The sequence below is a fragment of the Methylobacterium mesophilicum genome, assembly GCF_036441335.1.
GTDB lineage: Bacteria > Pseudomonadota > Alphaproteobacteria > Rhizobiales > Beijerinckiaceae > Methylobacterium > Methylobacterium mesophilicum_B.
This window is the reverse complement of sequence record NZ_MLBW01000034.1, coordinates 385,638-410,054: the sequence shown is the minus strand read 5'-3', so window position 1 is coordinate 410,054 and position 24,417 is coordinate 385,638. Positions and strand designations below refer to the sequence as shown.

The 24,417-nt window shown below is 70.7% G+C and carries 17 protein-coding genes and 1 tRNA gene; 13 read left to right on the top strand and 5 right to left on the bottom strand.

Going from position 1 to position 24,417, the window contains the following annotated elements; genetic code table 11:
- Positions 1 to 26 precede the first annotated feature (26 nt).
- From MMR14E_RS22580 to MMR14E_RS22570, 3 genes are all read right to left on the bottom strand, one after another.
- Positions 27 to 1,058: an ABC transporter substrate-binding protein gene (locus MMR14E_RS22580; protein ID WP_331318619.1), complete on the bottom strand. Its 1,032-nt coding sequence runs from the start codon at positions 1,056 to 1,058 to the stop codon at positions 27 to 29.
- Positions 1,059 to 2,148: 1,090 nt separating this feature from the next.
- Entirely contained in the window at positions 2,149 to 3,936 is a 1,788-nt protein-coding gene (locus MMR14E_RS22575) for a glycosyltransferase (protein WP_331317382.1), read from the bottom strand.
- Positions 3,937 to 4,366: 430 nt separating this feature from the next.
- A complete protein-coding gene (locus MMR14E_RS22570; protein WP_331318617.1) occupies positions 4,367 to 4,924 on the bottom strand; it encodes a metallophosphoesterase in 558 nt (185 codons plus the stop codon).
- A 163-nt stretch (positions 4,925 to 5,087) separates the two neighbouring features.
- Here MMR14E_RS22570 and MMR14E_RS22565 point away from each other — a divergent pair, with 163 nt between their 5' ends.
- From MMR14E_RS22565 to hpxZ, 10 genes are all read left to right on the top strand, one after another.
- Positions 5,088 to 5,789 (top strand): DNA-3-methyladenine glycosylase 2 family protein, encoded by a 702-nt coding sequence (locus MMR14E_RS22565; protein ID WP_331317380.1) that lies wholly within the window; start codon positions 5,088 to 5,090, stop codon positions 5,787 to 5,789.
- A gap of 37 nt (positions 5,790 to 5,826) precedes the next feature.
- Positions 5,827 to 5,902 (top strand) — tRNA-Ile (locus MMR14E_RS22560).
- A 420-nt stretch (positions 5,903 to 6,322) separates the two neighbouring features.
- Positions 6,323 to 7,882, top strand: coding sequence for an ABC transporter substrate-binding protein (locus tag MMR14E_RS22555; protein WP_331317378.1), 1,560 nt, complete (start codon positions 6,323 to 6,325; stop codon positions 7,880 to 7,882).
- A complete protein-coding gene (locus tag MMR14E_RS22550; RefSeq protein ID WP_331317376.1) occupies positions 7,879 to 9,462 on the top strand; it encodes a GMC family oxidoreductase in 1,584 nt (527 codons plus the stop codon). The genes MMR14E_RS22555 and MMR14E_RS22550 overlap by 4 nt, the downstream gene beginning before the upstream one ends.
- A 312-nt stretch (positions 9,463 to 9,774) precedes the next feature.
- On the top strand, positions 9,775 to 11,394 hold the full coding sequence (locus tag MMR14E_RS22545) for an ABC transporter substrate-binding protein (RefSeq protein ID WP_331317375.1): 1,620 nt from the start codon (positions 9,775 to 9,777) through the stop codon (positions 11,392 to 11,394).
- A gap of 4 nt (positions 11,395 to 11,398) precedes the next feature.
- Positions 11,399 to 12,370 (top strand): ABC transporter permease, encoded by a 972-nt coding sequence (locus tag MMR14E_RS22540; protein ID WP_331317374.1) that lies wholly within the window; start codon positions 11,399 to 11,401, stop codon positions 12,368 to 12,370.
- Positions 12,371 to 12,372: 2 nt separating this feature from the next.
- Complete coding sequence (locus MMR14E_RS22535; RefSeq protein ID WP_331317372.1) at positions 12,373 to 13,200, top strand: ABC transporter permease; 828 nt, start codon at positions 12,373 to 12,375, stop codon at positions 13,198 to 13,200.
- Positions 13,197 to 14,813, top strand: coding sequence for an ABC transporter ATP-binding protein (locus tag MMR14E_RS22530; RefSeq protein ID WP_331317371.1), 1,617 nt, complete (start codon positions 13,197 to 13,199; stop codon positions 14,811 to 14,813). Before MMR14E_RS22535 ends, MMR14E_RS22530 begins: the two co-directional genes overlap by 4 nt.
- Positions 14,810 to 15,991 carry an amidase gene (locus MMR14E_RS22525; RefSeq protein WP_331317370.1) on the top strand — a complete coding sequence of 394 codons (1,182 nt, stop codon included), beginning with the start codon at positions 14,810 to 14,812 and terminating at the stop codon, positions 15,989 to 15,991. Before MMR14E_RS22530 ends, MMR14E_RS22525 begins: the two co-directional genes overlap by 4 nt.
- Positions 15,992 to 16,393, top strand: a complete 402-nt coding sequence (gene hpxZ / locus MMR14E_RS22520) for an oxalurate catabolism protein HpxZ (protein ID WP_331317369.1) — start codon at positions 15,992 to 15,994, stop codon at positions 16,391 to 16,393.
- 180 nt (positions 16,394 to 16,573) lie between these two features.
- On the opposite strand, the gene MMR14E_RS22515 is transcribed toward hpxZ, so the two are convergent.
- Positions 16,574 to 18,238, bottom strand: coding sequence for a HAMP domain-containing methyl-accepting chemotaxis protein (locus MMR14E_RS22515; RefSeq protein WP_331317368.1), 1,665 nt, complete (start codon positions 18,236 to 18,238; stop codon positions 16,574 to 16,576).
- A gap of 306 nt (positions 18,239 to 18,544) precedes the next feature.
- Between MMR14E_RS22515 and MMR14E_RS22510 the strand changes: the two genes are divergently transcribed.
- From MMR14E_RS22510 to MMR14E_RS22500, 3 genes are all read left to right on the top strand, one after another.
- On the top strand, positions 18,545 to 19,195 hold the full coding sequence (locus tag MMR14E_RS22510; protein WP_331317367.1) for a PAS domain-containing protein: 651 nt from the start codon (positions 18,545 to 18,547) through the stop codon (positions 19,193 to 19,195).
- Positions 19,162 to 19,464 (top strand): hypothetical protein, encoded by a 303-nt coding sequence (locus tag MMR14E_RS22505; RefSeq protein ID WP_331317366.1) that lies wholly within the window; start codon positions 19,162 to 19,164, stop codon positions 19,462 to 19,464. Before MMR14E_RS22510 ends, MMR14E_RS22505 begins: the two co-directional genes overlap by 34 nt.
- 69 nt (positions 19,465 to 19,533) lie before the next feature.
- A complete protein-coding gene (locus MMR14E_RS22500; RefSeq protein WP_331317365.1) occupies positions 19,534 to 19,926 on the top strand; it encodes a response regulator in 393 nt (130 codons plus the stop codon).
- A gap of 476 nt (positions 19,927 to 20,402) precedes the next feature.
- Here the strand turns inward: MMR14E_RS22500 and MMR14E_RS22495 are convergent, their stop codons facing one another.
- Positions 20,403 to 24,317 (bottom strand): CHASE domain-containing protein, encoded by a 3,915-nt coding sequence (locus MMR14E_RS22495; RefSeq protein ID WP_331317364.1) that lies wholly within the window; start codon positions 24,315 to 24,317, stop codon positions 20,403 to 20,405.
- Positions 24,318 to 24,417 lie beyond the last annotated feature (100 nt).

The window sequence follows — 24,417 nt, the reverse complement described above, 5'->3', positions numbered from 1 at the left end:
GTCGAGCGAGGCGCATGGCGCGGGCCCTAGCGTGCCATGATGTTCTCGGCGAACCACTTGCGCCATAGAGCGGTCTTCTCGGCCCGGAGCTTCGGGTCGATATTGATAGCCTGGCTCTTCCACTGCTCGGCGGTGGTGAATACACCCGGGAGCTTGGCGATCTCGGGATCGACCTTGGCGTTGGTGACGGTCGGGCTGCCCTTCTTCAGCAGCGCGATCTTGGCCTGCACGTCGGGATCGAGGGCGATGTTGATGAACTTGTAGGCGAGCTCCGCCTTCTTGGACCCCTTGTTGATCGCGACCGTGTCGATGCCCAGAACGCCGCCCTCCTTCGGGATCACGACGGTGATCGGCACGTCCTGGCCCTTCATGTAGTAGGCGTTCATGGTGAGGACGACCTGGACGGGCGTCTCGCCGGTGGCGATCAGCTGCTGGCTGTTCGCGTCGTTGGTGTAGAAGGCCCGGAAGTTCGGCTTCAGCGCCTCGAGCTTGGCCTGACCCTTCTCCCAGGTCGCCGGATCGCCGCCGGACAGCAGCGCCGAGACGGCGATGATGTGGCTCGGGTCGAAATCGGGCGCGGCGAGGCTGTTCTTGAGCTTGGGGTCCCAGAGATCGGCCCAGGAGCCGAAGGTCATGCCCTTGGGCACGAGGTCTGCGCGGTAGCCGATCGTGTAGACGTAGCCCCAAGTGCCGAGATGCGCGGGGCTGACCCGGGCCTGCTCGACGAGGTTCGTCGCGTTCGGGATCTTGGCCAGGTCGAGCGTCTCGAACAGGCCGTCGTTGACGTACAGCCAGCCGACATGGGCGGTCGTGAAGGTCACATCGCTCTCGGGCGCGTCCTTGGCGAGCTTGGCCTTGTTGAGCCGGTCGATGGTGCCGCCGGTGATGTACTCGACCTCGGCACCGGTCTCCGCCTTGAACTTCGTGGCGATGGCCTCGTCGATCAGATCGCGGAAGCTGCCGCCCCAGGTGCTGACGACGAGCTTCTCGGCGGCCTGTCCCGGGATGACGGATGCGACCAGGGCGGAGGCAGCGAGGAGCGGGGTCAGAAGACGCATCACGTCGACGGTTCCTTTCTCTGTAGTCTCACCTGTCAGGCAAATCGAATGCCGGTCGCGCGACGCGATCTGGCGGCGTCTTCTCAGATTTCGATCGAAATCGGCGCTGCCGAGAGGCGTCTTCGATCTTCGATCATGCCGCGTCGGCCCGCCATCGGAGCAACCTTCGGGAACGGCCGCACGGAATACTGGCGCCCCTTTCTGACCTGCCTCTCCGGAGGCGCCCCCCGCGCCACCGCCGAGGGTCTGCGTCGCGCTCTTGCAGGACGTCCTGTCACCGTCGCGTGGCGCGTGGTTTGTCCTCACGTTGAGGCGTATCTCGACAGGGAAGGCTAAATGGCCGCCCCCGCTCATCAAGCACGATTTCCGGAAGCCTCTGGATCGGAAATCCTGAGGCAGCCTTCAGCCGGGATCGGATTGAGCTCGAGACCGCGGCGGGAGGTTGAGCACGGCCGGGCAGAGGCGCCGGTTCGGGCGACCGGCTCGCGGGCCCGCACGGGGCGCCCGGAGAATCGCCCGGTCGACGGCGACGCGGTGAGCCGGGCCCGTGGCCGGCCCGAGGGTCGATGATCACGTAGGGCCAGCCTGATCGGCCGGGACAGCCGATCGATCCTGCTGGACGAGGGATCTGGCCCCAGGACTGGCGGCGGCGCCGGCCTCGGCCGATGAGATCGCGCCGCCTCGCCCCCGACCTGCCGCGGTCAGCTCACAGCACCGGCTTCCGCATCCGGACGTTCAAGCCGTGCCGCGGCGCTGCCCAGGCTTGGGGGCCAAGCAGCCGCTCAGTTGCAGCATGCCTTCGCCGTCCGCATGTCCTCGAGCCGTTGATCGCCCGGTTTGCACCTCGCAGCGCGAGGCGAGAGCGCAACCTGAAGTGCGCTGTCGATCAGCTCGGAGGTAGCAGCGCCGTGGAGCTGCATCGGCCGTCGCTATCGCTGACCCCGGAGGTGAGCCGTGCGGCATGGTGGAGAGCGCCTCGGTCGATCACCGCTCGGATGATGGCGGCGAACTTGCCGGCCGTCATTCGAAGCGACTGGCTCCTCCGTGTTCCGTCGACCGGCGTGTTCACGCGGACAAGCTGCTTGCCCGCTCAAACGGCAGGCTCGCACGCCCGCGCGTCGTGCAGCATTGACAGCACTTGTGCCGCGCCCTCCTCGGGCGTGATGGATGAGGTATCGAGCAGGGGCACCTTCAATTCGGCCGCAAGGGTTCGGTAGCCGGCGATTCGGGTCTCCGTCATCTGCTCGGACGGGTTGGGCACGCCGCGGGCGACCATGCGGGCGATGGTGGTGGGGCGGTCAGCCCAGCACATCACGGTGAACGGACGCGGCTCCCAGCCTCGTCGGAAGGTCGGCGACAGGAGTTGCGAGGCCGTGAACCAATGCCGATCGAACACGACCGGTCCGGCCGGCGCGCTGGCGATCGCCGCCGCCACGGCTGCGTGCGCCACATCGTCGGCGAGGGCGTGCTGCCCTGTTCGGGCGAGATAAACCAGGGTTGCACCGACCTGACCGCTGAACGGATTGAGCACCGTCGCGCCGAGCGCCTCGGCGACGTGCCGCGCGATGCTCGACTTGCCGGAGCCGTCGAGCCCGTCGACCGCGAGCGCGATCCGCGCTGCCTGGGCGGCCTTCTGCTGCGCCCGCGTCAGATTCGAGGGGTAGATCCGGCCCTCCCGCCGGCCGTGCTCGAGGTAGTGCAGCTGCCCCTGCCACGCGTGCTCGAACAGCGCCGTGAGGTCCGGATGCAGCCGGATATAGCCGAGCGCGTCGAAGTCCTCCGGCAGGGGTCCGTCCCGGCTCGCGAGGTCGGCGAGGCGCTGCACGGTCTCGCGGGGCGGCGTGCCGGACGGGCGCACCGCTGTGTCCCGGTCCGCCCGCAGCGCGATCGCCTCCGCGACGGCGGCGAGCAGTCCGTCCGCGTAAGTGTCCCAGTCGAGCGCGAGGATCCGTGCCCGTCCCGCTTCGGCGCGGGACGCGGCGCCGGCCGGATCGCCGACGATCCGGTCCGCGGCCTCCGCGACTGCGGCACCGAGCGCCGCCTCCGGACCGTCCGGGACTACCAGGGCGGTCACGGCGTTCGCGGCGAAAGCCAGCGTGCCGTGCACGGTCGTGATGAGGGGCGTCCCGCAAGCCATCGCTTCCGCGGCCGGGTTGCACCAGCCGGCATGCGCCTCCGCGCTGCAGAACGCGTCGAGCCCGTGATACCACGCGGGCAGGTCGGCCTCGACCAGCGGCCCGTGGACGACGAGGCGGCCCGAAGCCACCAGATCGGCGCGCGCGCCGACGAGCCCCCAGTCCGGCCGTCCGAACCAGTGCAGGGCCCACGCGTCACCGAGCCTGTCGAGCGCCGCGAGCTGCGCGGCGGGGCGCTTGTTGGCGATGCCGCCGAGCCGGCGCCGCCCACCGCGCGCGGGCCGCGAGACGGGCGGCGCGAACAGCCCGGTATCGACCGCGCCGACGAGGCGGTGCCACGGCAGGCCGAGGGCGTCGAGGGCCGCATCGTCCCAGTGGTCGTTGTTCGCCACCACGAGATCGGGCGCGAAGGTCCGCGTGACGCGCGCGTAGGCGTCCCGCCGCGCCGGGGCGTTGAGGAAGTGCTGGATCCGGGCGCCGAAGTTCGGGGCCCGGAGGTCCGCGAAGCCCTCGATCGTGGCATCCGGGAATCCGCCGCCCGGCACCATCACGGCGTCCCAGCGCTCCCGCGCGGCTTCCTCGGGGTGCAGGACGCGGTGACGCGTCTCGAACCCGTCCTCGCCCGTGCCGAGCGTGAGGAAAGCGAACGCGTGTCCGCGACGCGCGAGCACGCGCCCGACCCGCTCGAAGCGCAGGAGGCCGCCCGTGAGCGCGAGGTGGTCACAGGCCACGAGCAGCCGCATCACGGGGTTCCTCTGAGCAGGCGCAGGAGGCGAAGGGGCAGACGGCGCCCGTAGCCGGACGAAGCGCGGCGGGTCTCGAGCGCGTCCTGAAGGTGGTCGCGCGCGCGGTGCAGCTCGGCCGCGTAGGCGATCACGCGGTCGGTGCGGCGGGCGCTCTCGCGCTCGGCGTCCGCATGCGCGGCGGCGGCGGCNCCCGGCCAGGATGGCGCCGGCCCGGCGGCAGACCCGGTCCCAGTCCGGCGCGCCGAGGGCGGCCCAGTCGGTCCCGAGGCCGAGTTCGGTGGCGGCCTGGGTAGCGGCCTGGGTCGCGGCCCGGGTCGCGGCGTCGGCCGGGCCCGGCGGCGGGGCAGGGTTGTCGGTCATGGTGCTGCGGCCTCCTGCCGGGCTGTCGATGCTCCGGCGCACGATATAGCGCGCCGGTCCCCGCCCATCAGCGCAGGCCGTGGGCCGCGAGTTCCTCCGGCGCGCCCGCAGCCGCGTCCTGGCGCACCAGGATCGCGTCGAGGATGACCGGGCGGTCGTCCCAGGCATCCACGCCGACATCGCAGGAGCGCGTGGTGTCGGCGAGCCAGCCGTGGCTGTGCCCGTAGAGGTGGCGGGTCTCCCGCCACAGGCCCGGCCAGGCCCGGTGCGCGTAGTGCGACAGGAACAGGCGGTGCGGCCGCCCGCGCGCGTCGGCGACGGAGAGGCGGGCGCTCTCCACCGGCGGCTCGGCCCAGGGCAGGTCCAGGACGCGGTTCGAATCGTGGTTGCCGCGGACGAGGCGCTTGGTGCCGTTCAGCCGCGCGAAGATCGCCGCGCAGTGCGCCCGGCTGGCATGGGCGGCGAAGTCCCCGAGGTGCCAGACGGCGTCCTCCGGGCCGACCACGGCGTTCCAGCCGGCGACCAGGGCCTCGTCGTGGGCCTCGACGCTGCCGAACCGCGCCCCGCGGTGGCGGAGGATGTGCGGGTCGCCGAAATGCGTGTCCGCGGTGAAGAAGATCGCCATGGTGTCGAGACCTGGGCCGCGGGCGCGTCCCGTCCAGACCGGCCGGCGCGGGGCGCGCCGCCGCATCGCCGCGTCCGGGCCGCGTCCGGGCCATTTCCGGATCACTTCCGGGCGGCTTCCGGGCGGCTTCCGGGACGTCCCCCGGGCCGGTAAGGCTGCGGCGATGCTGGATCCCGCCATCTACGCCCACCTCCTGGACGCGGCGCGCGCCCATCCGCCGCTGCGGGCCGCGCTGGTGCAAGCCGGCCCGATCCCGATCGCGCCGCCGGTGCATCCGTGCGTCGCCGACCGCCTGTTCGTCGAGGTGGTCAACCAGCAGCTCTCCGTCCGGGCGGCGGCGGCGATCTGGGCCCGGATCGAGGCCGCCGCCGCGGCCGCGGGCTCGAGCCCGAGGGGCCTGTTCGAGGCCGGGGACGCGGCGCTTCTGCGGTCCTGCGGCATCTCGGGCAACAAGGTGCGGGCGCTCCAGGCGATCGTGGCGGCCGAGACGGCGGGCCTCCTCGGACCCGGCCTCGCCGCCCTGCCGCATGCCGAGCGGGCGGCGATCCTGTGCGGCATCCGCGGCGTCGGCCCCTGGACGGCCGACATGGTCGGCATCTTCCACTTCCACGACCCCGACATCTGGCCCGCGGGCGACGTGGCGGCGGTGGGCTGCCTGCGCCGCCTCACCGGGCGGGCCGACACCGCCGCGGTGGCGGCCGCCTTCGCGCCGTACCGCTCGATCCTGGCCCGCTACCTGTGGCGGATCAAGGACGCGGTGGCCGCGCCGATGGACGCGCCGATGGACGCGCCGGAGACCGCGCCGGCCGCACAGGATCCCGCGCCCCGGCTCCGGCGCCCCCGCGGCGCGGCCAAATCGGGGTGACGGCCGGCCAGGGATCGGCTATCCGTCGGCGCCTCCCGGGCCCGTAGCTCAATGGTTAGAGCCGGCCGCTCATAACGGTCTGGTTGCAGGTTCGAGTCCTGCCGGGCCCACCACCCATCAGCCAAGTCGCCGCGATCGCTCGATCTGGCCTTCCGGCTACCCAGGGCCGCCGCCGTGCAGTCGCCCTGCAGAGCCTGACGCACGATCACGCTGGGCGGCCATCCTCGGTCGAGGAGTCTCTCGGCCAGCGTCAGGACATGCGCGTCGAGGCGGACGGCACCGCACCTGTCCGCGATGAGCGACAGCGCCGTCACCCCTGAGCCGGTGGGAACCCGCGCCCTCGCGGAAGCCGCCCGTTCCCTGAACCGTGTGACCGGCTCGACGACGCGCGAACACGGCATCATCCGTGACGGTCCCTCCGATCGTATACCGGCCACTCCCGCATGCCGGCTCCACCGCGATCGCCAGCCGGCGCGCGCGATCGGCTTGGTATCCGGTTTGCCTCTGCGGCCCGGGCAAAGGGTGAATGCGACATGAGACGATTCTGGTTCTCCGGCCTGCTCGCGGCCGCGGCGCTGCTCGCGCCGGTCTCCGGCCGCGCGGAAACGACCGTGAAGGCGGTGCTGGAGGCCGAGATCGTCACCCTCGACCCCTACTTCACCACCGCCTACATCACGCGGACCTTCGGCTACATGCTCTACGACACGCTGTTCGCGCCGGACGCGACGGGCGTGTTCCGGCCGCAGATGGTCGACACGTGGTCGGTGTCGGATGACCGGCTGACCTGGCGCTTCACCCTGCGCGAGGGGCTGCGCTTCCACGACGGCGCGCCGGTCCGGGCCGCCGACTGCGTCGCCTCGCTGAAGCGCTGGGCGGCCCGCAGCGCGCTGGGCGGCCGGCTCATGGACGTGACCGCCGGCCTCGAGGCCGTGGACGACCGGACCTTCGTGCTGACGCTAAGGGAGCCCTACGGCCTCGTCCTCGACACGCTCGGCACGACATCGAGCCCCACGCCGTTCATCATGCCGGCCCGCCTCGCCGCGACGCCCCCGACGACGCAGCTCTCCGAGGTCGTGGGATCCGGTCCGTTCATCTACGACCGCGCCGCGCACGTCCCCGGCGACCACATGCTCCTGCGCCGGAACCCCGACTATCGGCCGCGTCCCGAACCGGCCGACTTCCTGGCGGGCGGCAAGGTCGTGAAGGTCGACGCCCTCGACATCCGCGTCATCCCCGACGGGGCGACGGCGGCGGGCGCCCTGGGCGCGGGCGAGATCGACTATATGCAGTACGCGCCCTTCGACCTGATCGCCCAGATGGAGTCCAGGAAGGGCTTGGCAGTGATGAACTTCACCGGCCCGCACAGGTTCACGGGCCACTATCGCATCAATACGGCGTCCAAGCCCTTCGACGATCCGGCGATCCGGCGCGTGCTGCTGCGGCTGGTCGATCAGCGCGAGGTCCTCGACGGGTTCGGCCTCGACCCGCGCTTCTCGCAGACCTGCGACGCCTTCTTCATCTGCGGCTCGCCCTACGAGACCCATGTCGGGACGGACCTCCTGCACGACCCCTCGGTGGCGGCGGCACGGTCCGCGCTGAAGGAGACCGCCTACAGGGGCGAGCCGGTGACCGTGATGGTGGCCAACGATCTCGAGGCGGCGCGCGTGTCCTCGACCATCCTGGCGTATCGGCTCAAGCAGGCCGGCTTCACCGTCGACCTGCAGGTGATGGATTGGGCAGCCCTGCTCGCCAAGCGCACCAAGAAGGCCGGCTGGGGCCTGTTCGGCATCCATGCGCTCGGGCTCGATCTCAGCTCGCCGCTGACGAACTCCGCGATCAACTTCAACTGCAAGGACGCGGCGAGTTCCGGGTTCATGTGCGACCCGCGCATGGTCGCCCTGTTCGACCGCTTCGCCCGCGAGCCCGATCTGGACAAGCGGCGCGCCATCGCGGGCGAGATCCAGACCATCGTCTACGGCGAGGGGCTGGTCGTCCCGTTCGGCCAGTTCGCGCAGCCCGCGGCCTACCGGACCGCGCTCACCGGTCTGATCCCCTCCGCCATCCCGCTCTTCTGGAACGTCGCGAAGCCATGAGCGCAGTGCCGTACGACGTCATCGTGGTCGGCGCCGGCTCCGCCGGGGCGGCTCTGGCGGCCCGCCTCTCGGAGGATCCGCGCCGCCGGGTGCTCCTGCTGGAAGCCGGGCGCGACTGGCGCTCCACCGACGCGCCGCCGGCGCTGCGCTCGGCCAACATCATCCCGTTCATGTATGACCCGGCCCATCAGGCGGACTGGCAGTGGCCGGGGCTGATGAGCCGGCGGACCCGTGCGCAGGAGCCCCGCTTCTACTGGCGCGGCCGCGCGCTCGGCGGCAGTTCGACGGTCAACGCGCAGATCGCGATCCGCGGCGTGCCCGCGGCCTTCGACGCCTGGGCGGCGCAGGGCTGCACCGGCTGGTCGGCCGCGGACGTGCTGCCCCTCTTCGACCGGATCGAGGACGATGCCGATTTCGGCCTGGAGGACGGCGCCCGGCGCGGCGGTCCGCTCCCCGTGTATCGCGCGAAGCCGGAGGCCTGGGGCGCGGTGGATCGGGGGCTCCGCGCGGCCGCCCTCGCGGCCGGCCATCCCTGGAAGGCGGACCTCAACGCGCCGACGGGCGAGGGCGTCTCGTGCAACCCGATCAACAGCCGCGACGGTCACCGGGTCACCACCAACGACGGCTACCTGGAACCGGCGCGCGACCGGCCGAATCTCGCGATCCGCTGCGAGGCCCTGGTCGACCGCGTCCTGTTCGAGGGGCGGCGGGCGGTCGGCCTGCGCGTGCGCTTCGGTGCGGAGCACTGGACCGAGATCCGGGGCCGGGAGATCGTCCTGTGCGCCGGCGCCGTCCACTCCCCGGCCATCCTGATGCGGTCCGGGATCGGCCCGGCCGAACCGCTCCGGGCCCTCGGCATCCCCGTCGGCCAAGCGCACGAGGCGGTCGGCCGCAACTTCATGGACCATCCGATCCTGCGGGCGACGCTGGATCTGAAGCCGGAACACCGCGCCCTCGGCCCGGATGCGCGCCACACCAATTGCTGCGTGACCTATTCGAGCGGCCTCGCGGGCGGCGGGGAGCGCGACATGATCCTCGTCGCCTACAACCACCGGACCCTGACCGGCCCGGAGCCGACGCCGCAGGGCGCCGTCGGCGTCGGGCTCTACGACGCGTTCTCGCGCGGGACGCTGAACCTCACCGCGGCCGATCCGGAGGCCAACCCGGTCATCGACGAGAACATGCTCGACGACCCGCGCGATCGCCTGCGGATGCGCGACGCGGTGCGCCGCCTCGCGGGCCTGGCGGCGCATCCGGCCCTGGCCGGTCTCGCGACGGCGATCCGGTTCGGCGAGAGCCCGCTCGCGATCGGCGACGCCGCGCGCCTCCCGGACGACGAGCTCGATGCCCTGATGCTCGCCGAGGCCGGCGACATCCAGCACGCGGCCGGCACGTGCCGCATGACCGGCTGGCAGGACCCGTCCGGGGTCGTCGATCCCGATCTCAAGGTTCGTGGAACGGACAGGCTGCGGGTTTGCGACGCCTCCATCATGCCGAGCGATTGCCGGGCCAACCTGCACTTCACCTGCGTGATGATCGGCGAGAATCTTGCGCGACGGATGCGCGAGGAACGGACGTGATCGTGTCGAACGCGGGGCGATGGCGTTTCCCCGGTTCTCGGGCATGCCCCCGCCTCGCATTCGGGTGCGCGCCGCCTGATCGTCTCGAAGCTGTCGTGATGGCGTCGTGCCGGCCCGCCGCCCGTCGGTCGAACCGGCCCTCATGATGCCCGTATCGGGCGAAGGCGGCTCGATGATATGCTTGATCTTTCACCGTTAGCGACTGTTGCGCGAAATAATACCCGCACTCTTGCGGCGTAATGGATCCGTCTCCATCGCATCTCAATGGCACGCGTGTTGCGAACGGGCTGGACGCTTCAGGAGTCCTCCGGCTTGTCCCGCACGTTCGACGCGACTGATCTCTCCCGCCGCACGGTTCTGGCGCTTCCCCTCGGCCTCGCGGCCGCCGCGAGCGGCGCGCGCGCCGCCGAGCCGAAGCGCGGGGGCACGATGGTGATGATCGTCCATCCCGAGCCCTCGACCCTGGCCCATTACGCGGTGTCGGCGGGCAACATCCCGCCGATCGCCACCCAGGTCTACGAGGGTCTGTGCACCTACGACTGGGACCAGAACCCGCAGCCGAACCTCGCGAAGTCGTGGGAGGTCGCGCCCGACGGCAAGACCATCACGTTCAAGCTCCAGGACGGCGTGACCTTCCACAACGGCAAGCCGTTCACCAGCGCCGACGTGCAGTACTCCTTCATGGAGATCCTGAAGAAGTACAATCCGATCGCGCCGGTCATGCTCGCGGAGCTGGTCGCCGTCGACACGCCGGACCCGATGACCGCGGTGCTGCGGCTCGCCAATCCGGCCCCCTACATCATGAAGGCGCTGTCCGGACGGGACCTGCCGATCCTGTGCCGCTCGGTCTTCGAGGGCACCGACGTCCTCCAGAACCCCAGCGCCAACAAGCCGATCGGGACCGGCCCGTTCAAGTTCACGAGCTGGGAGCGCGGCCAGTTCGTGCGCCTGGACCGCAACGAGAAATACTGGAAGCCCGGCCTGCCGTATCTCAACCGGATCGTCGCCCGGTTCATCCCGGACGCGGCCACGCGCTCGGCCGCCATGGAGGCGGGCGAGGCGCATTTCGCCGGGTACAGCGCGGTCAACTACGCCGACCTCGCGCGGATGAAGACCAATCCGATCCTCGACCTGACGACCAAGGGCTACGAGATGACGCCGGCCCAGAGCGTCCTCGAGCTGAACGGCCGTCACCCGCAGCTCCAGAAGAAGGACGTGCGCCAGGCGATCGCCTACGCCATCGACCGCAAGGTCATCCTCAAGGACGTGATGTTCGGCTACGGCCAGCCCGCCACCGGCCCGCTCAGCCGCAAGTTCAAGACCGCCGGCCTCTACACCGACGACGTGCGTCAGTACGACGTGCCGGACCGGCTGGACATCGCCAACCGGCTGCTCGACGGGGCCGGCGCCCCGCGCGGCCCGGACGGGACCCGCTTCGCCCTGCACCTGGAGGTGAATTCCTTCGGCGAGCAGTGGCTGCGGCAGGCCGAGTACCTGAAGCAGGCGCTCGCCATCGTGGGCATCGCCGTGACGCTCCGCTCGGAGGACACCGCGACCTGGCTGCGCCGCGTCTACACCAACTACGATTACGACCTGAACGAGCCGTTCCTCAGCCAGGGCGTCGATCCGGTCTACGGGCTGAACAAGCAGTTCCTCACCAGCCAGATCCGCAAGGGCGTGACCTTCGTCAACGACACCTTCTACAGCAATCCCGAGATCGACCGCATGCTCGGCGCGGGCGCGCGCGAGCCGGACGCGGAGAAGCGCGCCGCGCTCTACAAGAAGGTCCAGCAGATCCTGGCGGAGGACAGCCCGATGATCTGGCTCATCGACGTGCAGTACGTCAGCGTCTTCAACCGGCGCCTCAAGGACCACACGACCGGCCCCCTCGGAACCCAGCAAGCCTTCGAGCGGGCCTGGATGGACGCGTAGTCCCGTGCGGCTCGCGCGTTTCCTCGGCTACCGGCTGCTGCTGGCGATCCCGGTGGTGCTCGGCATCGTCGTGCTCAACTTCTTCCTGATCCACCTCGCGCCCGGCGACGCGGCCTCCGTGCTGGCGGGCGAGAGCGGCGCGGCGAGCCCCGAATACATGGAGCAGCTGCGCCACAAGTTCGGCCTCGACCAGCCGCTCGCCGCGCAGTTCGGCGTCTACCTGCTGAACATGCTCCACCTCGACCTCGGCTACTCGTTCCGCAACGACAGCCCGGTGGGGAGCCTGATCGTCGACCGGCTCTGGCCGACCGGGCTGCTGATGCTCACCGCCTTCGCGGCGGCGCTACTGATCGGCACGCTGCTGGGCCTCGTGGCCGCGACCGGGCGCAATTCCTGGCGCGACGCGGTCATCTCGCTGGTCAGCCTCGTGGCCTACGCGACGCCGGGCTTCTGGCTCGGACTGATGATGATCGTGGTCTTCGCCATCCGCCTCGGCTGGCTGCCCACCAGCGGCTACGACACGGTCGGCGCCGACAACGAGGGCTGGGACGAGGTCTGGGACGTCGGCCGCCACCTCGTCATGCCGGCGGTGGCGCTCGCCCTGTTCTACCTCGCGGTCTACGCCCGGGTGATGCGCGCCTCCGTGCTGGAGCAGGTCGGCATGGACTACGTCACCACCGCCCGCGCCAAGGGCCAGACCGAGGCGCGGGTGATGACCGGACACGTCCTGCGCAACGCGCTGCTGCCGGTGGTCACCATGGCGGGCGTGCAGGCCGGCAACCTGATCGGCGGCTCGATCGTGGTCGAGACGGTGTTCGGCTGGCCGGGGGTCGGCACGCTGGCCTTCAACGCGCTCCAGTCGCGCGACCTCAACCTGCTCCTCGGCATCTTCTTCGTCTCGGCCTGCCTCGTGGTCGTGATCAACCTCGCCGTCGACCTCGTCTACGTCTGCCTCGATCCGCGGCTGGAGCTCTAGCGATGCGCACGGCCCTGGCGCGGTTCGCGCGCAACCGCCTCGCGCTCGCGGGGGCCATGGTGCTCCTCGGGCTGGTCGCCCTCGTGGCGCTCACGCCGCTCCTCTATCCGGGCGATCCGTTCGCGCTCGTCGGTCCGGCCCTCCAGCCGCCGGGCGGCCCGTTTCCGCTCGGCACCGACACGCTGGGCCGCGACGTCGCCGCCGAGATCGCGTACGGCGCCCGCACCTCCCTGATCATCGGCCTCAGCGCGACCGGCGCGGCGATCCTGCTCGGGACCCTGGTCGGCGGGCTCGCCGGCTACTATCGGGGCGGCGTCGAGGTCGCGCTGATGCGGCTCACGGAGTTCTTCCAGACGATCCCCGCCTTCGTGCTGGCGATCCTGATCGTGGCGATCCTGTCGCCGTCGCTCTCCAGCGAGGTCGTGGCCATCGTGGCCGTCTCCTGGCCCGGCATCGCCCGGCTGGTCCGGGGTGAGTTCGTTGCGCTCGGCGGCCGCGAGTTCGTGCTGGCCTGCGACGGCCTGGGGGCGGGCGACGCCCGCATCGTCTTCCGCCACATGCTGCCGAACTGCACCGCGGCGATCATCGCGGTCGGCACGCTGCTGATCGGCACCGCGGTCCTGATCGAGGCGGGGCTCGCCTTCCTGGGCTTGAGCGATCCCAACGTGATGAGCTGGGGCCTGATCATCAGCTCGGGCCGCGCGGTCCTCCGGTCGGCGTGGTGGATCTGCACCTTCCCCGGGCTGGCGATCCTGCTGACCGTCCTCGCCATCAACCTCGTCGGGGACGGCCTGAACGAGGTCCTGAACCCGAGGCTCCGAGAGCGATGAGCGACGCCGTCCTCGAGATCGAAAAGCTGACGATCGCGCTGCCGCCCGGCGCGGACCGTCCGAACGCCGTCACCGATCTGGATCTCGTCCTGCGGCCCGGCGCGGTCACCTGCCTGATCGGCGAGAGCGGATCGGGCAAGTCGATGGTGGCCCGCGCGATCCTCGGCCTGCTCCCGGAACCGCGGGTGCGCGTCGCCGGCGGGCGCATCCTGTTCGAGGGCGCGGATCTCGCCGCGATCACCCCGCGTCAGATGCGCAAGGTCCGGGGCGCGCGGATCGCGATGATCTTCCAGGAGCCGATGACGGCCCTGAACCCGCTCCACACGATCGGGCGGCAGATCGACGAGGTCCTGCGCATCCACACGAGGCTCGGGCGCGCCGACCGCCGGGCGCGCATCCTGGCGCTGCTGGCGAGCGTCCACCTCCCGGACCCGGCCCGGCTCCTGCGCGCCTACCCGCACCAGCTCTCGGGCGGCCAGCGCCAGCGGGCGATGATCGCCATGGCGCTGGCGCTGAACCCGCGGCTGCTCATCGCCGACGAGCCGACCACGGCGCTCGACGTCACCACGCAGGCGCAGATCCTCTCCCTGATCCGCGAGCTGCAGCGCGAGCACGGCACGAGCGTCCTGTTCATCACGCACGATTTCGGCGTCGTGGCCGACATCGCCGACACGGTGGCGGTCCTGCAGAAGGGCGTCCTGGTCGAGCAGGGGCCAACGGCCTCGGTGCTGGGCGCCCCGAAGCATCCCTACACGCGCGCGCTCCTCGCCGCCGTGCCGAAGCTCGTGCCGCCGCCGCGGCGCGCCGCCAGCACCGCCCCCCTGGTGGTGGAGGCCAAGCGGGTCGAGAAGACCTACGGCGCCCGCGGCCTGTTCGGCGGCCGCGTCACCCGGGCCCTCGACGGCGTGGACGTCTCGCTGAGGCGGGGCGAGACCCTGGGTCTCGTCGGCGAGAGCGGCTCGGGCAAGAGCACGCTGGCGCGGGCGCTCACCCGGCTGATGCCGGTCGACGGCGGCGAGATCATCCTCGCCGGGCACAGCGTCGCCGACCTGAGCCGCCGCCAGATGCGCCCGCACCGCCGGCGCGTGCAGATGGTGTTCCAGGATCCCTACGGTTCCCTCGATCCGCGCCAGCGCGTGGTCGACATCGTCGCCGAGGGGCCGATCATCCACGGCACCGAGCCCGGGATCGCGCGGGTCCAGGCCTGCGAGATGCTGGCGCTGGTCGGCCTCGATCCCGCGGCGGCGCAGCGCTACCCGCACGCGTTCAGCGGCGGCCAGCGACAGCGGATCGGCATCGCCCGGGCGCTCGCCATGAAGCCCGAGATCCTGGTGGCCGACGAGCCGGTCTCGGCCCTGGACGTCTCCGTGCAGGCGCAGGTCCTGGCGCTGCTCGCCGACATCAAGGCGCAGCTCCACCTCAGCATGCTGTTCGTGACCCACGATCTCCGGGTCGCGCTGCAGGTCTGCGACCGGATCGCCGTCATGCGGTCCGGGCAGGTGGTCGAGGTCGCGCCGACCTCCGAGATCTTCTTCGCGCCGAAGCACCCGTACACCAAGGCGCTGTTCGCCGCCGTGCCCGGCGCCCAATGGCAGGAACCGATCCCCGCATGACGACCGCGCAGCCCCTCTCGACGGACCCGTTCCTGCCCGGGCCGCGTGTTCGCGTCGCGGGCAACACGACGGGGCCGCTCGCCGGCCTCGCCTTCGCCGTCAAGGACCTGATCGACGTCGCCGACACGCTTACGGGGGGCGGCAACCCGGACTGGCCGCGGGTCTACCCGACGCCGGCCCGCCATGCCGGCGTGGTGCAGCGGCTGCTCGATGCGGGCGCCTCGGTCGTCGGCAAGACGGTGACCGACGAGGTCTCGCTGGGGATCCTCGGCGAGAACGCCCACGACGGCACGCCGCTCAATCCCGCGAGGCCGGACCGGGTGCCCGGCGGCTCGTCCAGCGGCTCGGCCTCCGCGGTGGCGTCGGGCGCCTGCGACTTCGCGCTGGGGACCGATACCGGCGGCTCCGTGCGCGTGCCGGCGAGCTTCTGCGGCCTCTACGGCATCCGGCCGACGCACGGCCGGATCGACTTTTCCGGGATCTGCGTGCAGGCACCGAGCTCCGATACCTGCGGCTGGTTCGCCCGGGACGCGGCGACCTTCGCGCGGGTCGGCGCGGTGCTGTTCGATCAGAAGATGCCGGACCAGCTGCCGCACACGCTGCTCGTGGCCGCCGACGCGCTCGGCTTCGCCGACCCCGCCGTGCAGGAGGCTTTGGCCCCACAGATCGACCGCCTGGCCGCCCTGATCGGCAACCGGTGCGACGTGACGCTCGCGCCGCAGGGCCTGTCCGTCTGGCAGCGGGCGCAGCGCGTCCTCCAGAGCAGCGAGGCGTGGCAGACCTTCGAGCCCTGGCTCGATGCCTGCAACCCGCGCCTCGCCTTCTCGGTCGCCCGCTCGCTGATCCAGGGCTCGATGATGACCGAGGCCGAGCGCAGCGCGGCCAGCCTGATGCGGATCGAGGCGAGGGCCCGCCTCGCCCGGCTCCTGCCCCCCGGCACGATCCTGTGCCTCCCGACCACCCCGTTCCCGGCGCCCCTGCGCGGGCTGCCGCTCGGCGCGCTGCAGCCCGTGCGGGAGCGCATCGCCTGCCTGACCAGCCACGGCGGGCTCACCGGCGTCCCGCAGATCAATCTGCCGGGCGCCTCCGTTGACGGCGCGCCGGTCGGCCTGTCGATCATCGGTGCGCGCGGGACCGACCTCGATCTGATCCGCACCGCGGTCGCCCTGGAGGGTTGAATGGACGTGACGGTGAACCGGCCGGAGATCGTGGCCGAGATCGCGGCCTTGTTCGAGCGCTACGAGCAGGCGCTCGTCGAGAAGGACGTCGCCGTCCTCGACGCGACCTTCTGGGACAGCCCGCACACGATCCGCTACGCGCTGGCCGAGAACTGCTACGGCTTCGCCGAGATCCACGCCGCCCGCGTGGCGGCCGATCCGCCGCCGGGCGGCACCAAGGCGGCGCGGATCCGGTTGGAGATCCTGACGCTCGGGAGCGACTTCGCCACGGTCAATCTGGAGTTCACGCCGCGCGGCAAGCCCGGCATCGGCCGTCAGAGCCAGACCTGGATGCGCCTGCCCGGTCTCGGCTGGAAGGTGGTGTCAGCGCACGTGTCAATCATGCCGGCCGCGGATCGCTGAGAGCGCTTAGGCGGCCGCTTTCCCGTCCGCTTTTCTCCGAAGCAGCCATTCCTCATACCGCCTGCGTGAGCGGCTCAGAGGGGTGGAATTCCGCCAGTTCGCTTCCGCCCGGAGATGGGGCGGAAGCGGACGTTCGCGGGTCCAGACGGTTCGTGGCGCGATGACGACGATAGGGGCGGCTCAGGCGGCGCGCACGGTTGCGAGGAAGCGGGCGACCTCGGCGCCGAGATGCTCGGATTGCCGCGACAGCTCCGAGGCCGCCGACAGGACCTGCCCGGCCGCAGCCCCCGTCTCTTCCGAAGCCTGCGCCACCCCCGCGATGTTGCCCGTCACCTCGTTGGTGCCCGCCGAGGCCTGCGCCACGTTGCGCACGATCTCCTGGGTCGCCGCGCCCTGCTGCTCGACCGCCGCCGCGATCGAGGTCGCCACGCTGTCGATCTCCCGGATCCGCCCCGTGATCCCGCCGATCGCCGTCACCGCCTGATCGGTGACACCCTGGACCTCGCCGATCTGGCGCGCGATCTCCTCGGTCGCCTTGGCGGTCTGCTCGGCGAGCGCCTTCACCTCGGTCGCCACCACCGCGAAACCCCGACCCGCGGCGCCCGCCCGCGCCGCCTCGATCGTGGCGTTGAGCGCCAGGAGGTTGGTCTGGCCGGCGATGCCCGAGATCATCCCGACCATGTCGCCNACGAGGTGGGCGGTCTGGTCGGCCTCGCCGACCGCGGCCTGGGCGAGATGGGCCGAGCCCTGCACCTGCCGGCCGATCTCCTGCACGGACGAGCCGAGTTCCTCGGCGGCGGCCGCGACCGTGTTGACGTTGGTCGAGGCCTCTTCCGCGGCCGCGGCCACGCTGGTCGATTGCGCGGCGGTCTCCTCGGCGGTGGCGGTCATCTGCTGGGCGGTGGCCTGGAGCTCGGTGGCCGAGGACGAGACCAGGCCGACGATGCCGCCGACCGCGCGCTCGAAGCCGTCGGCGAGCTCGATCATGGTGCGCTTGCGCTCGGCGGCCGCGGCCTCGTCGGCGCGGCGCTTCACCTCGGCCTCCTCGGCGGACTTGCGGGCGACCATGGCCTTGATGCCCTCGACCGCCCGGCCGACGGCGCCGATCTCGTCGCCGCGGGCGGCCTCGCGGATCTCGGCGTCGACCTCGCCGCGGGCCATCCGCTGCAGCACCCCCACCAGGCTGCCCAGCGGGCGGGTGATGCCGGCGATCGTCACGAAGCCTGCGACCAGAAGTCCTGCAAGTAAGCCGAGCGCACTGAACAACATCAGGCTGTAGCGGGTAGCGTTGGTCTGATCCGTCAGATCGTTCGAGCCTTTCTCCATAGCGGCCGCGATATCATCCCCGAGCTTGCCTCCCTCTTGTACCATCGCGGAGAAAGTCGGATCGATCGCGCGATGGACCAGAGCGATGGCTTCAGCGTTCTGATTCGCGGTACCGAGCCGGCGGACCTCGGTCACGTCACGCACGTACTGATCAAGACGTGCAGCCTGATCGGCGATGCGCTGTGAAAAGGCAGGCGGCGCCAGCTCGCGCAGCTCTGCGAGTTCTCTAGTCATCTTCGGCGTTGCCGATCTGAAGCCTTCGTCGGCAGCTTTCATCTGCGCATCTTCGGTCTCGGCGATGATACGATAGACCCAGTAGTTCAATTCAAACATATAACGGTTGACACGGCGGGCCGATGAAACAGCTTTGGCATCGTGATCGACAAAGCGCGTGTAGGCATCATCGATCTGGGTCATGCGTGACTGCGCGAACCAGACGCAACCTGCAATCATAAATCCTATAAGCGCGACAACGCCAAGTAGTTTATTCAGAATTTTGACGTTCGACAGGAATGACATCGGATCGCGTCCTCGTTTCGAAGACAATTGGGTCAGTGAGGTTAATAACTCTCTACGTTGACGAATGCGTACCATTGCCGAGGTCTCTGGGGAGATTAGCGGCATGGCAAAAATCGCTGAAACGTCTGCTTACAGAGATGACCGTGAGGGTGCTCGTTCGTCCGTTCTGGGTCGGTCTCGGGACAGCCGCTCTGGATGGTCTTCCGCTCGGCCGCTTCCGAGCTACGCGGGCGCCGTAGCGGACGTCGACGCCCACCCACCTTCAAGCCTCAGAAGCCGTTCGCTGGGTCGGAGGCATCGTCCGACGTGCTCTGGATCCGCGATGCCGAGACCCTGCAGTGCGTCTACCTCACACCGGCCTCCGAGACGATCTACGGCCTCGGCCGCGAGGCGGCGATGGGCGACGACAACCTGACGGGTTGGCTCGACCTGATCGTGCCCGAGGATCGCGAGATCGCCCTCGCTAGCTTCGAGGCGGTGCGCGCCGGTGAGCGTGTCTCGTTCGAGTACCGTATCCGGCGCCCCCAGGACGGCACGGTACGCTGGTTGCGCGACACGGACTTTCCGATGCGAGATGCGGCGGGACGGGTGTGCTGGATCGGTGGGGTCGGCCGCGACGTCACCGAAGAGAAGGCCGCGGTCAACCGCCAGGAGGTGCTGGTCAACGAGTTGCAGCACCGTGCCCGCAACCTGCTCGGCGTGATCACCGCTGTGGCGGACCGAACGGTGAAGCAGGGGGGCTCGGTCGAGGCGTTCGAGGAGCGAATGCAGGCGCTGAGCCGGGCACAGGGGCTGCTGAGCACGGGGGGCAGCGACACGGTGCGGTCGGCGCCTTGGTCCGAGCCGAGTTGGCCGCGCACGTCGATGAGCTCTCGGATCGTATTGCCGTCTCGGGACCGGACGTACGTCTCAGCACGCGGCGTGTGCGGAACTTCGCGCTCGCCCTGCATGAGCTGACCACCAACGCGGTCAAGTACGGAACCCTGAAGATCGGCGTCGGCCAGCTCTCCGTAGAGTGGGAGATCATCTCGGGCGAGCGCGGTCGCCGAAGGCTGGCCTTGGACTGGATGGAGAGCGGCGTCGATGTGCGGCCGGCCGAGGTGACGCGCCGAGGCTACGGCACCGAGCTGATCCAAGAGGCACTGGCCTACGCCCTCGACGCCGACGTGCGTTACGCCCTGGGCGAGGACGGCGTGCGCTGTCGCATCGAGATGCCTAACAACTAACCTGCATTCAGGCAGGCCCGCTCGGCCGAGGTATCCTCACGATCGCTGATCACCTGCAAGAGGTCGCCCATGTCCGCCCCGGCCCGACCGCTCGATGGTCGACGTATCCTCGTCGTCGAGGACGAGTACCTCATCGCTTCCGAGATGAAGCGCTGGCTGCAGCGCGCCGGAGCCGAAGTTGCTGGACCTGTAGCGAGCGTAGAGCGGGCCCTCGATCTCATCGAGGACAGCACCATCGACGCTGCGGTTCTGGACCTCAACCTCGGCGACCGAGGCACTGCGCTCCCGATCGCGGACCGGCTGGGTGCCCTCGGCGTCCCTCATCTGTTCGCGACCGGCGACGTCCGGGCTTCACAAGAGGGGGCCTACGCCGACCGGCCGAGGCTGGAGAAACCGTATCTTGAGGCGGAGCTGGTAAGCGCGGTCGTGAAGCTCACCGCCTCCGCTGAGGCGAATCGATGAGGTTCATCGCGACTGTGTCACCCTCCGACAGCGACGCGCCTGCGTGAGAACGGGTCGCTGAACGCCTCCGCCCCGTCCCGAGCCGAGGGTGCCGCGGTGTCAGCGAAGGGCCGCTCGGGAGAAGCGCCGATTTCGGTCCGGATGGCTGGGCCGGGTGGTTGGGAGGCCGTCCGCTGTTCCAGCAGACCTCTTCCGAAGCGGACAGACGGCTTCCGGCCGTCTCCCGCCGGGGCCGACGGCCCTCAGAGCGCGTCAGATCGATGGATTCGTGCCGTTCGGGTTACGGGCGTCGAGCCTGGAAACCGGACGCGCGTCGTTCGGCAGACCTCGGCCGATGACTTCTGATCCGCTTCGCAGCTCGGGCTGCAGGGAAGCAGACGTCGCAGGCCAGCACCGAACAGGCCGGCGTCCACCGTCTCTACTGGGCCGGGGGCACGACCTTCTTGCGCCTGCTCTTCCAGGCCTCAGGCCCTTCGTCAGCCGCGCCCGCACGCGCGCTCGAGGCCAAATCCGTCCGGGACATCTTCCATCAGGCGCTCGGCAATCCTCGCCGATCGGCCGGCGGTCAGACGGACCTTGCCGAGGACGGTGGCGAAAGCGTCCGGCCCCTCCGCAGCGACCCGGCGCTCGTCAAAGCCCTCGAGCTCGCGGCAGGCGGCCGCGAGATCCCGGAAGCCGATCATGCCGGCCGCCGAGGCCAGCGAGTGCCCGCGGCGCCGGAGCACGGCGCGGTCGGCCTCGCCGTCCACGCTGCCGAGGAAGGCGGCGTCGAGTTCGTTCACAAGGATGCGCAGGATCTCGCGGTTGCGGGGCGGCGGAAGGTATTTGAGAACCTCGCGATAGGCAGCCTCGTCGAACGGCATGCCCCCTTCGTCGGGTGGGGCCGCGGAACCGACGGGAGTCTCTTCCTTCGAGCGCGGGCCGTGCGGCAGCCAGCGCTCCAAGGCGGCGTGGAGCCCATCGCGGTCGAAGGGCTTGCCGACATGATCGTCCATCCCGGCCTCCCTGAAGGCGGCAACCTGCTCGGGTAGGACGTTCGCCGTCATAGCGATGACGGGCAGGCGAGCCTCGGGTCCGGGCAGCCCGCGGATCAGCCGCGTGGCCGTCATGCCGTCCATGCCGGGCATCTGGACGTCCATCAGGACGAGATCGAAAGCCCTTTCCCGCACGGCGCGCACGGCAGCCTCACCATCGCCGGCCGTCTCGACGCTGTGGCCGGCGTCTCGGAGGACGGCCTGCGCCACCTCCCGGTTGATCTCGGAATCGTCGACGAGGAGCAGGCGACCGGGGCGGCAGCGGCTTGGTGCGAGCGGCTGCGACGCCTGCGGCCGCGGCTCCGCCGCCCGCGGCAGGCGAAGGGTGAACCAGAAGGTCGAGCCGGCACCGTCGACCGAAGAGAACCCGATCTCGCCGGCCATGAGCTCGATCAGGCGCTTGCAGATGGCGAGGCCGAGGCCGGTCCCGCCGTAGTCCCGGTGAATGGAGCCATCGACTTGGCTGAAACGCTGGAACAGCCGGTGTTGCTTGTCGGCGGGGATGCCGATCCCGGTGTCGACGACGGAGAAACGCACGCGATCGTCGGCCATGACGCCCCGCTCCGGGGCGACGCTGAGGGTGACGGAGCCCGCCTCGGTAAACTTCACCGCATTGTTGAGCAGATTGAGCAGCACCTGACGCAGGCGGTTGCCGTCGCCCAAGACCCAGTCAGGCAGGCCGTCGTCGATGTGCGTGCGGACCTCAAGCCCCTTGGCGTCGGCGAGCGCGCGGACCATGGCCGCGCTGTCCTCGGCGAGGGAGGCCAGCGGGAAGGGCCGCTCGACGAGCTCGACCGCGCCGGCTTCCACCTTGGAGAAGTCGAGGATGTCGTTGACGACCGTGAGCAGTGCCGCGCCGGAGGAGCGGACCATCTCGGCCTGCCGTCGGGCGACGGCGTCGAGCCGGCCGGACGCCAGCATCAGGTCAGTGAACCCGATGACGGCGTTCAACGGCGTGCGGACCTCGTGGCTCATCGAGGCCAGGAAGTCCGTCTTCGCCTGGTTCGCCCGCTCGGCCTCGGCGCGAGCCCGCTCAGCCGCGGCCTTCGCCTCCGCGAGCGCGATCTCCGCCTCTTTCCGCGCGGTGATGTCGAGGGTGAGCCCGATCACGCGGACGATCGTTCCCGAAGCGTCGGCCTCGACCCTGCCGATGGCGGTGATCCACCGCGTCCCGCCCTCCGCCAGGGGCACCCGGAACTCGGTGGTGTAGCCCCCGCCGGTCTCCACCGCCCGCGCGAGGTCGGCGAGGACGTGCCCGACGTCGTCGGGATGGGCCAGGGGCTTCCACTCGCGCTCGACGTCGAGCTCGACATCGTCGGCCGGGAGCCCGTGTTGGCGTGCGCACTCGGGGGAGAACAGTGCCCGGCCGGTCCCGACGTCGTAACTCCAGGTGCCGGCCTGCGCCGCCTGCATCTCGGCGGCGTGGCGGCGACGCTCGCTCAAGTCCATGGCGATGCCGAGGAAGCCGAGTTCCCGACCGTCCTCCGCCAGGAGCAGGCTGACGTTGAGCAGCACAGGCCGACGCGCGCCACCTTTCGTCACGTACGTCCATTCCCGAGGGTCGGGCTGCCCGCTCCGCGCCTTGGCGACGAAGACCTCGAAGCCCGGCTCGATGGGCCGACCAAGGTCCAGCGACAGGACACGGGCTCGGTCGGTGACCTCGGCGACATCGTGGAAAACGGCGGGCGACGTACGGCCGACCATCTCGTCGGCGCCGTAGCCGAGCAGGCGCTCGGCGGCCGGGTTGAACAGGGTGATGGTGCCCCGCATGTCCGTAGCGATGACGGCGTATCCCGCGTGGTTGAGGATAGCCCTCTGCAGCGCCGACCCCGCGTGGAACGCGGCGGTCCTCTCGGCCACTTGAACTTCGAGGGACGCGTTGGCCGCCTGGATGCGCTCCTCGGCGGCCGCCTGCTCGGAGACATCCCGCGTCACTGCGGAAATGCCGGCGACGGACCCGTCGGGGGTACGGATGGGCGAGACCGTGACCAGGGCCGGGAACACGCAACCGTCCTTCCGCATCCGGAGCGTCCGGAATGCCGGCACGGCCTCCCCACGTTCCACGCAGGCGAGCGCCTCGCGCTCCTCGTCGCGGAGATGGGCTGGCACGAAGAGGTCGGTTGCCCGCCTGCCGACCGCCTCGGCGGCGCAGTGGCCGAAGAGGCGCTCCGCCGCGGGGTTCCAATCCGTGACGACGCCATCGATGGTCTTGCCGACGATGGCGTCGTCCGCGTTCTCGACGATGGCGGCGAGGCGGGCCTTCTCGAGCGCCGCGAGCACATCGCGGCGCCGGCCGGCGAGGCGCAGGTGGACGAGCCCGGACAGAAGCAGCGTCCCGACGAGGAGGCGGGCAGCCATGCTCACCGGCGAGACCAGGTGCAGCCCCGCCACGAAGGCCGGCCGCGCGGCGACGTCGACCTCCCAGGTGCGCCCGTAGACGGAGAACTGCTGCGTCGCCGCCGGTTGAACCGTCGGCCCGGTTTCTCCGCTGCTGTCGGCGTAGAAACGGACGCTCGCGTCGGGGGAGACGTCCTTGATGGCGATGTCGAGTTCGTCGGGTGCGATGTCGAGTCCTGCCAGCACCTCGTCGATGACGAGGGCCGCATAGGTCCACCCCATCGTCGCCGCACGCCGCTCGTCGGGCGTAGCGGCGGGCACCTCCGGGCGGAGCACCGGCAGGAACAGCAGGAAACCCCGTTCCCTCATCCCGGTCGCCTGCACGAGGGTGATGGGCGCCGTCAGTGTCGCGAGCCCCGTCTCCATGGCGCGGAGGGCGGCGCCGCGCCGATGCGGCTCCGACGCGATGTCGAGTCCGATGGCCTCGCGATTGGGCGCATGCGGCTCGATGAACTCGATGACCCAGCGCTCGCCGTCGTGCGGCGCGAGTTGCTGGACGCGGAAGTCAGGCGCTCCGTCCGTCCGCGCCGCGGAGGTGTAGGCAGCCTCCTTGGCGGCGGGAACCCGCCTGACGAAACCGAAACCGCGCGCGCCCGGAAATTCCTTGGCGATGTCGCGTGTCGCGGCATAGCGGCGGAAATCCTCCCGGCTCGCGCCGGTTCGGATGGTCGCGACGATGGCGCCGCGGGCCCCGCGGACCCCGTACTCGTAGCGGGCGACGCGCCGCTCGATCAGGGAGGCGACGCGGGAGGCGGCGGCCTGGATCCGTTCCGAGGCGACCCGGGCGTTCCAGGCCTGCGTCCACCGGGCGGCTCCGAGCGCGACCAGGACGCCGAGGACGGCCAGCGTCAGCGCCGCGACGTGGGGAGCCGGAATCCGGGCCGACCGGCCGAGGAATGAGAGACTCCCCGGGCCGGAGACGACCTCGGGCACGCGCGAACCCGTCCTGTTCGATGACATCGCCGACCTCCCCCCGAAGGTCGCGGCTGCGCCGCTTGTGTCCGCCCGCATCTGGCTCGCGCAGCGCGCTGGACGTACACGATGACGTTACGGGCGCCAT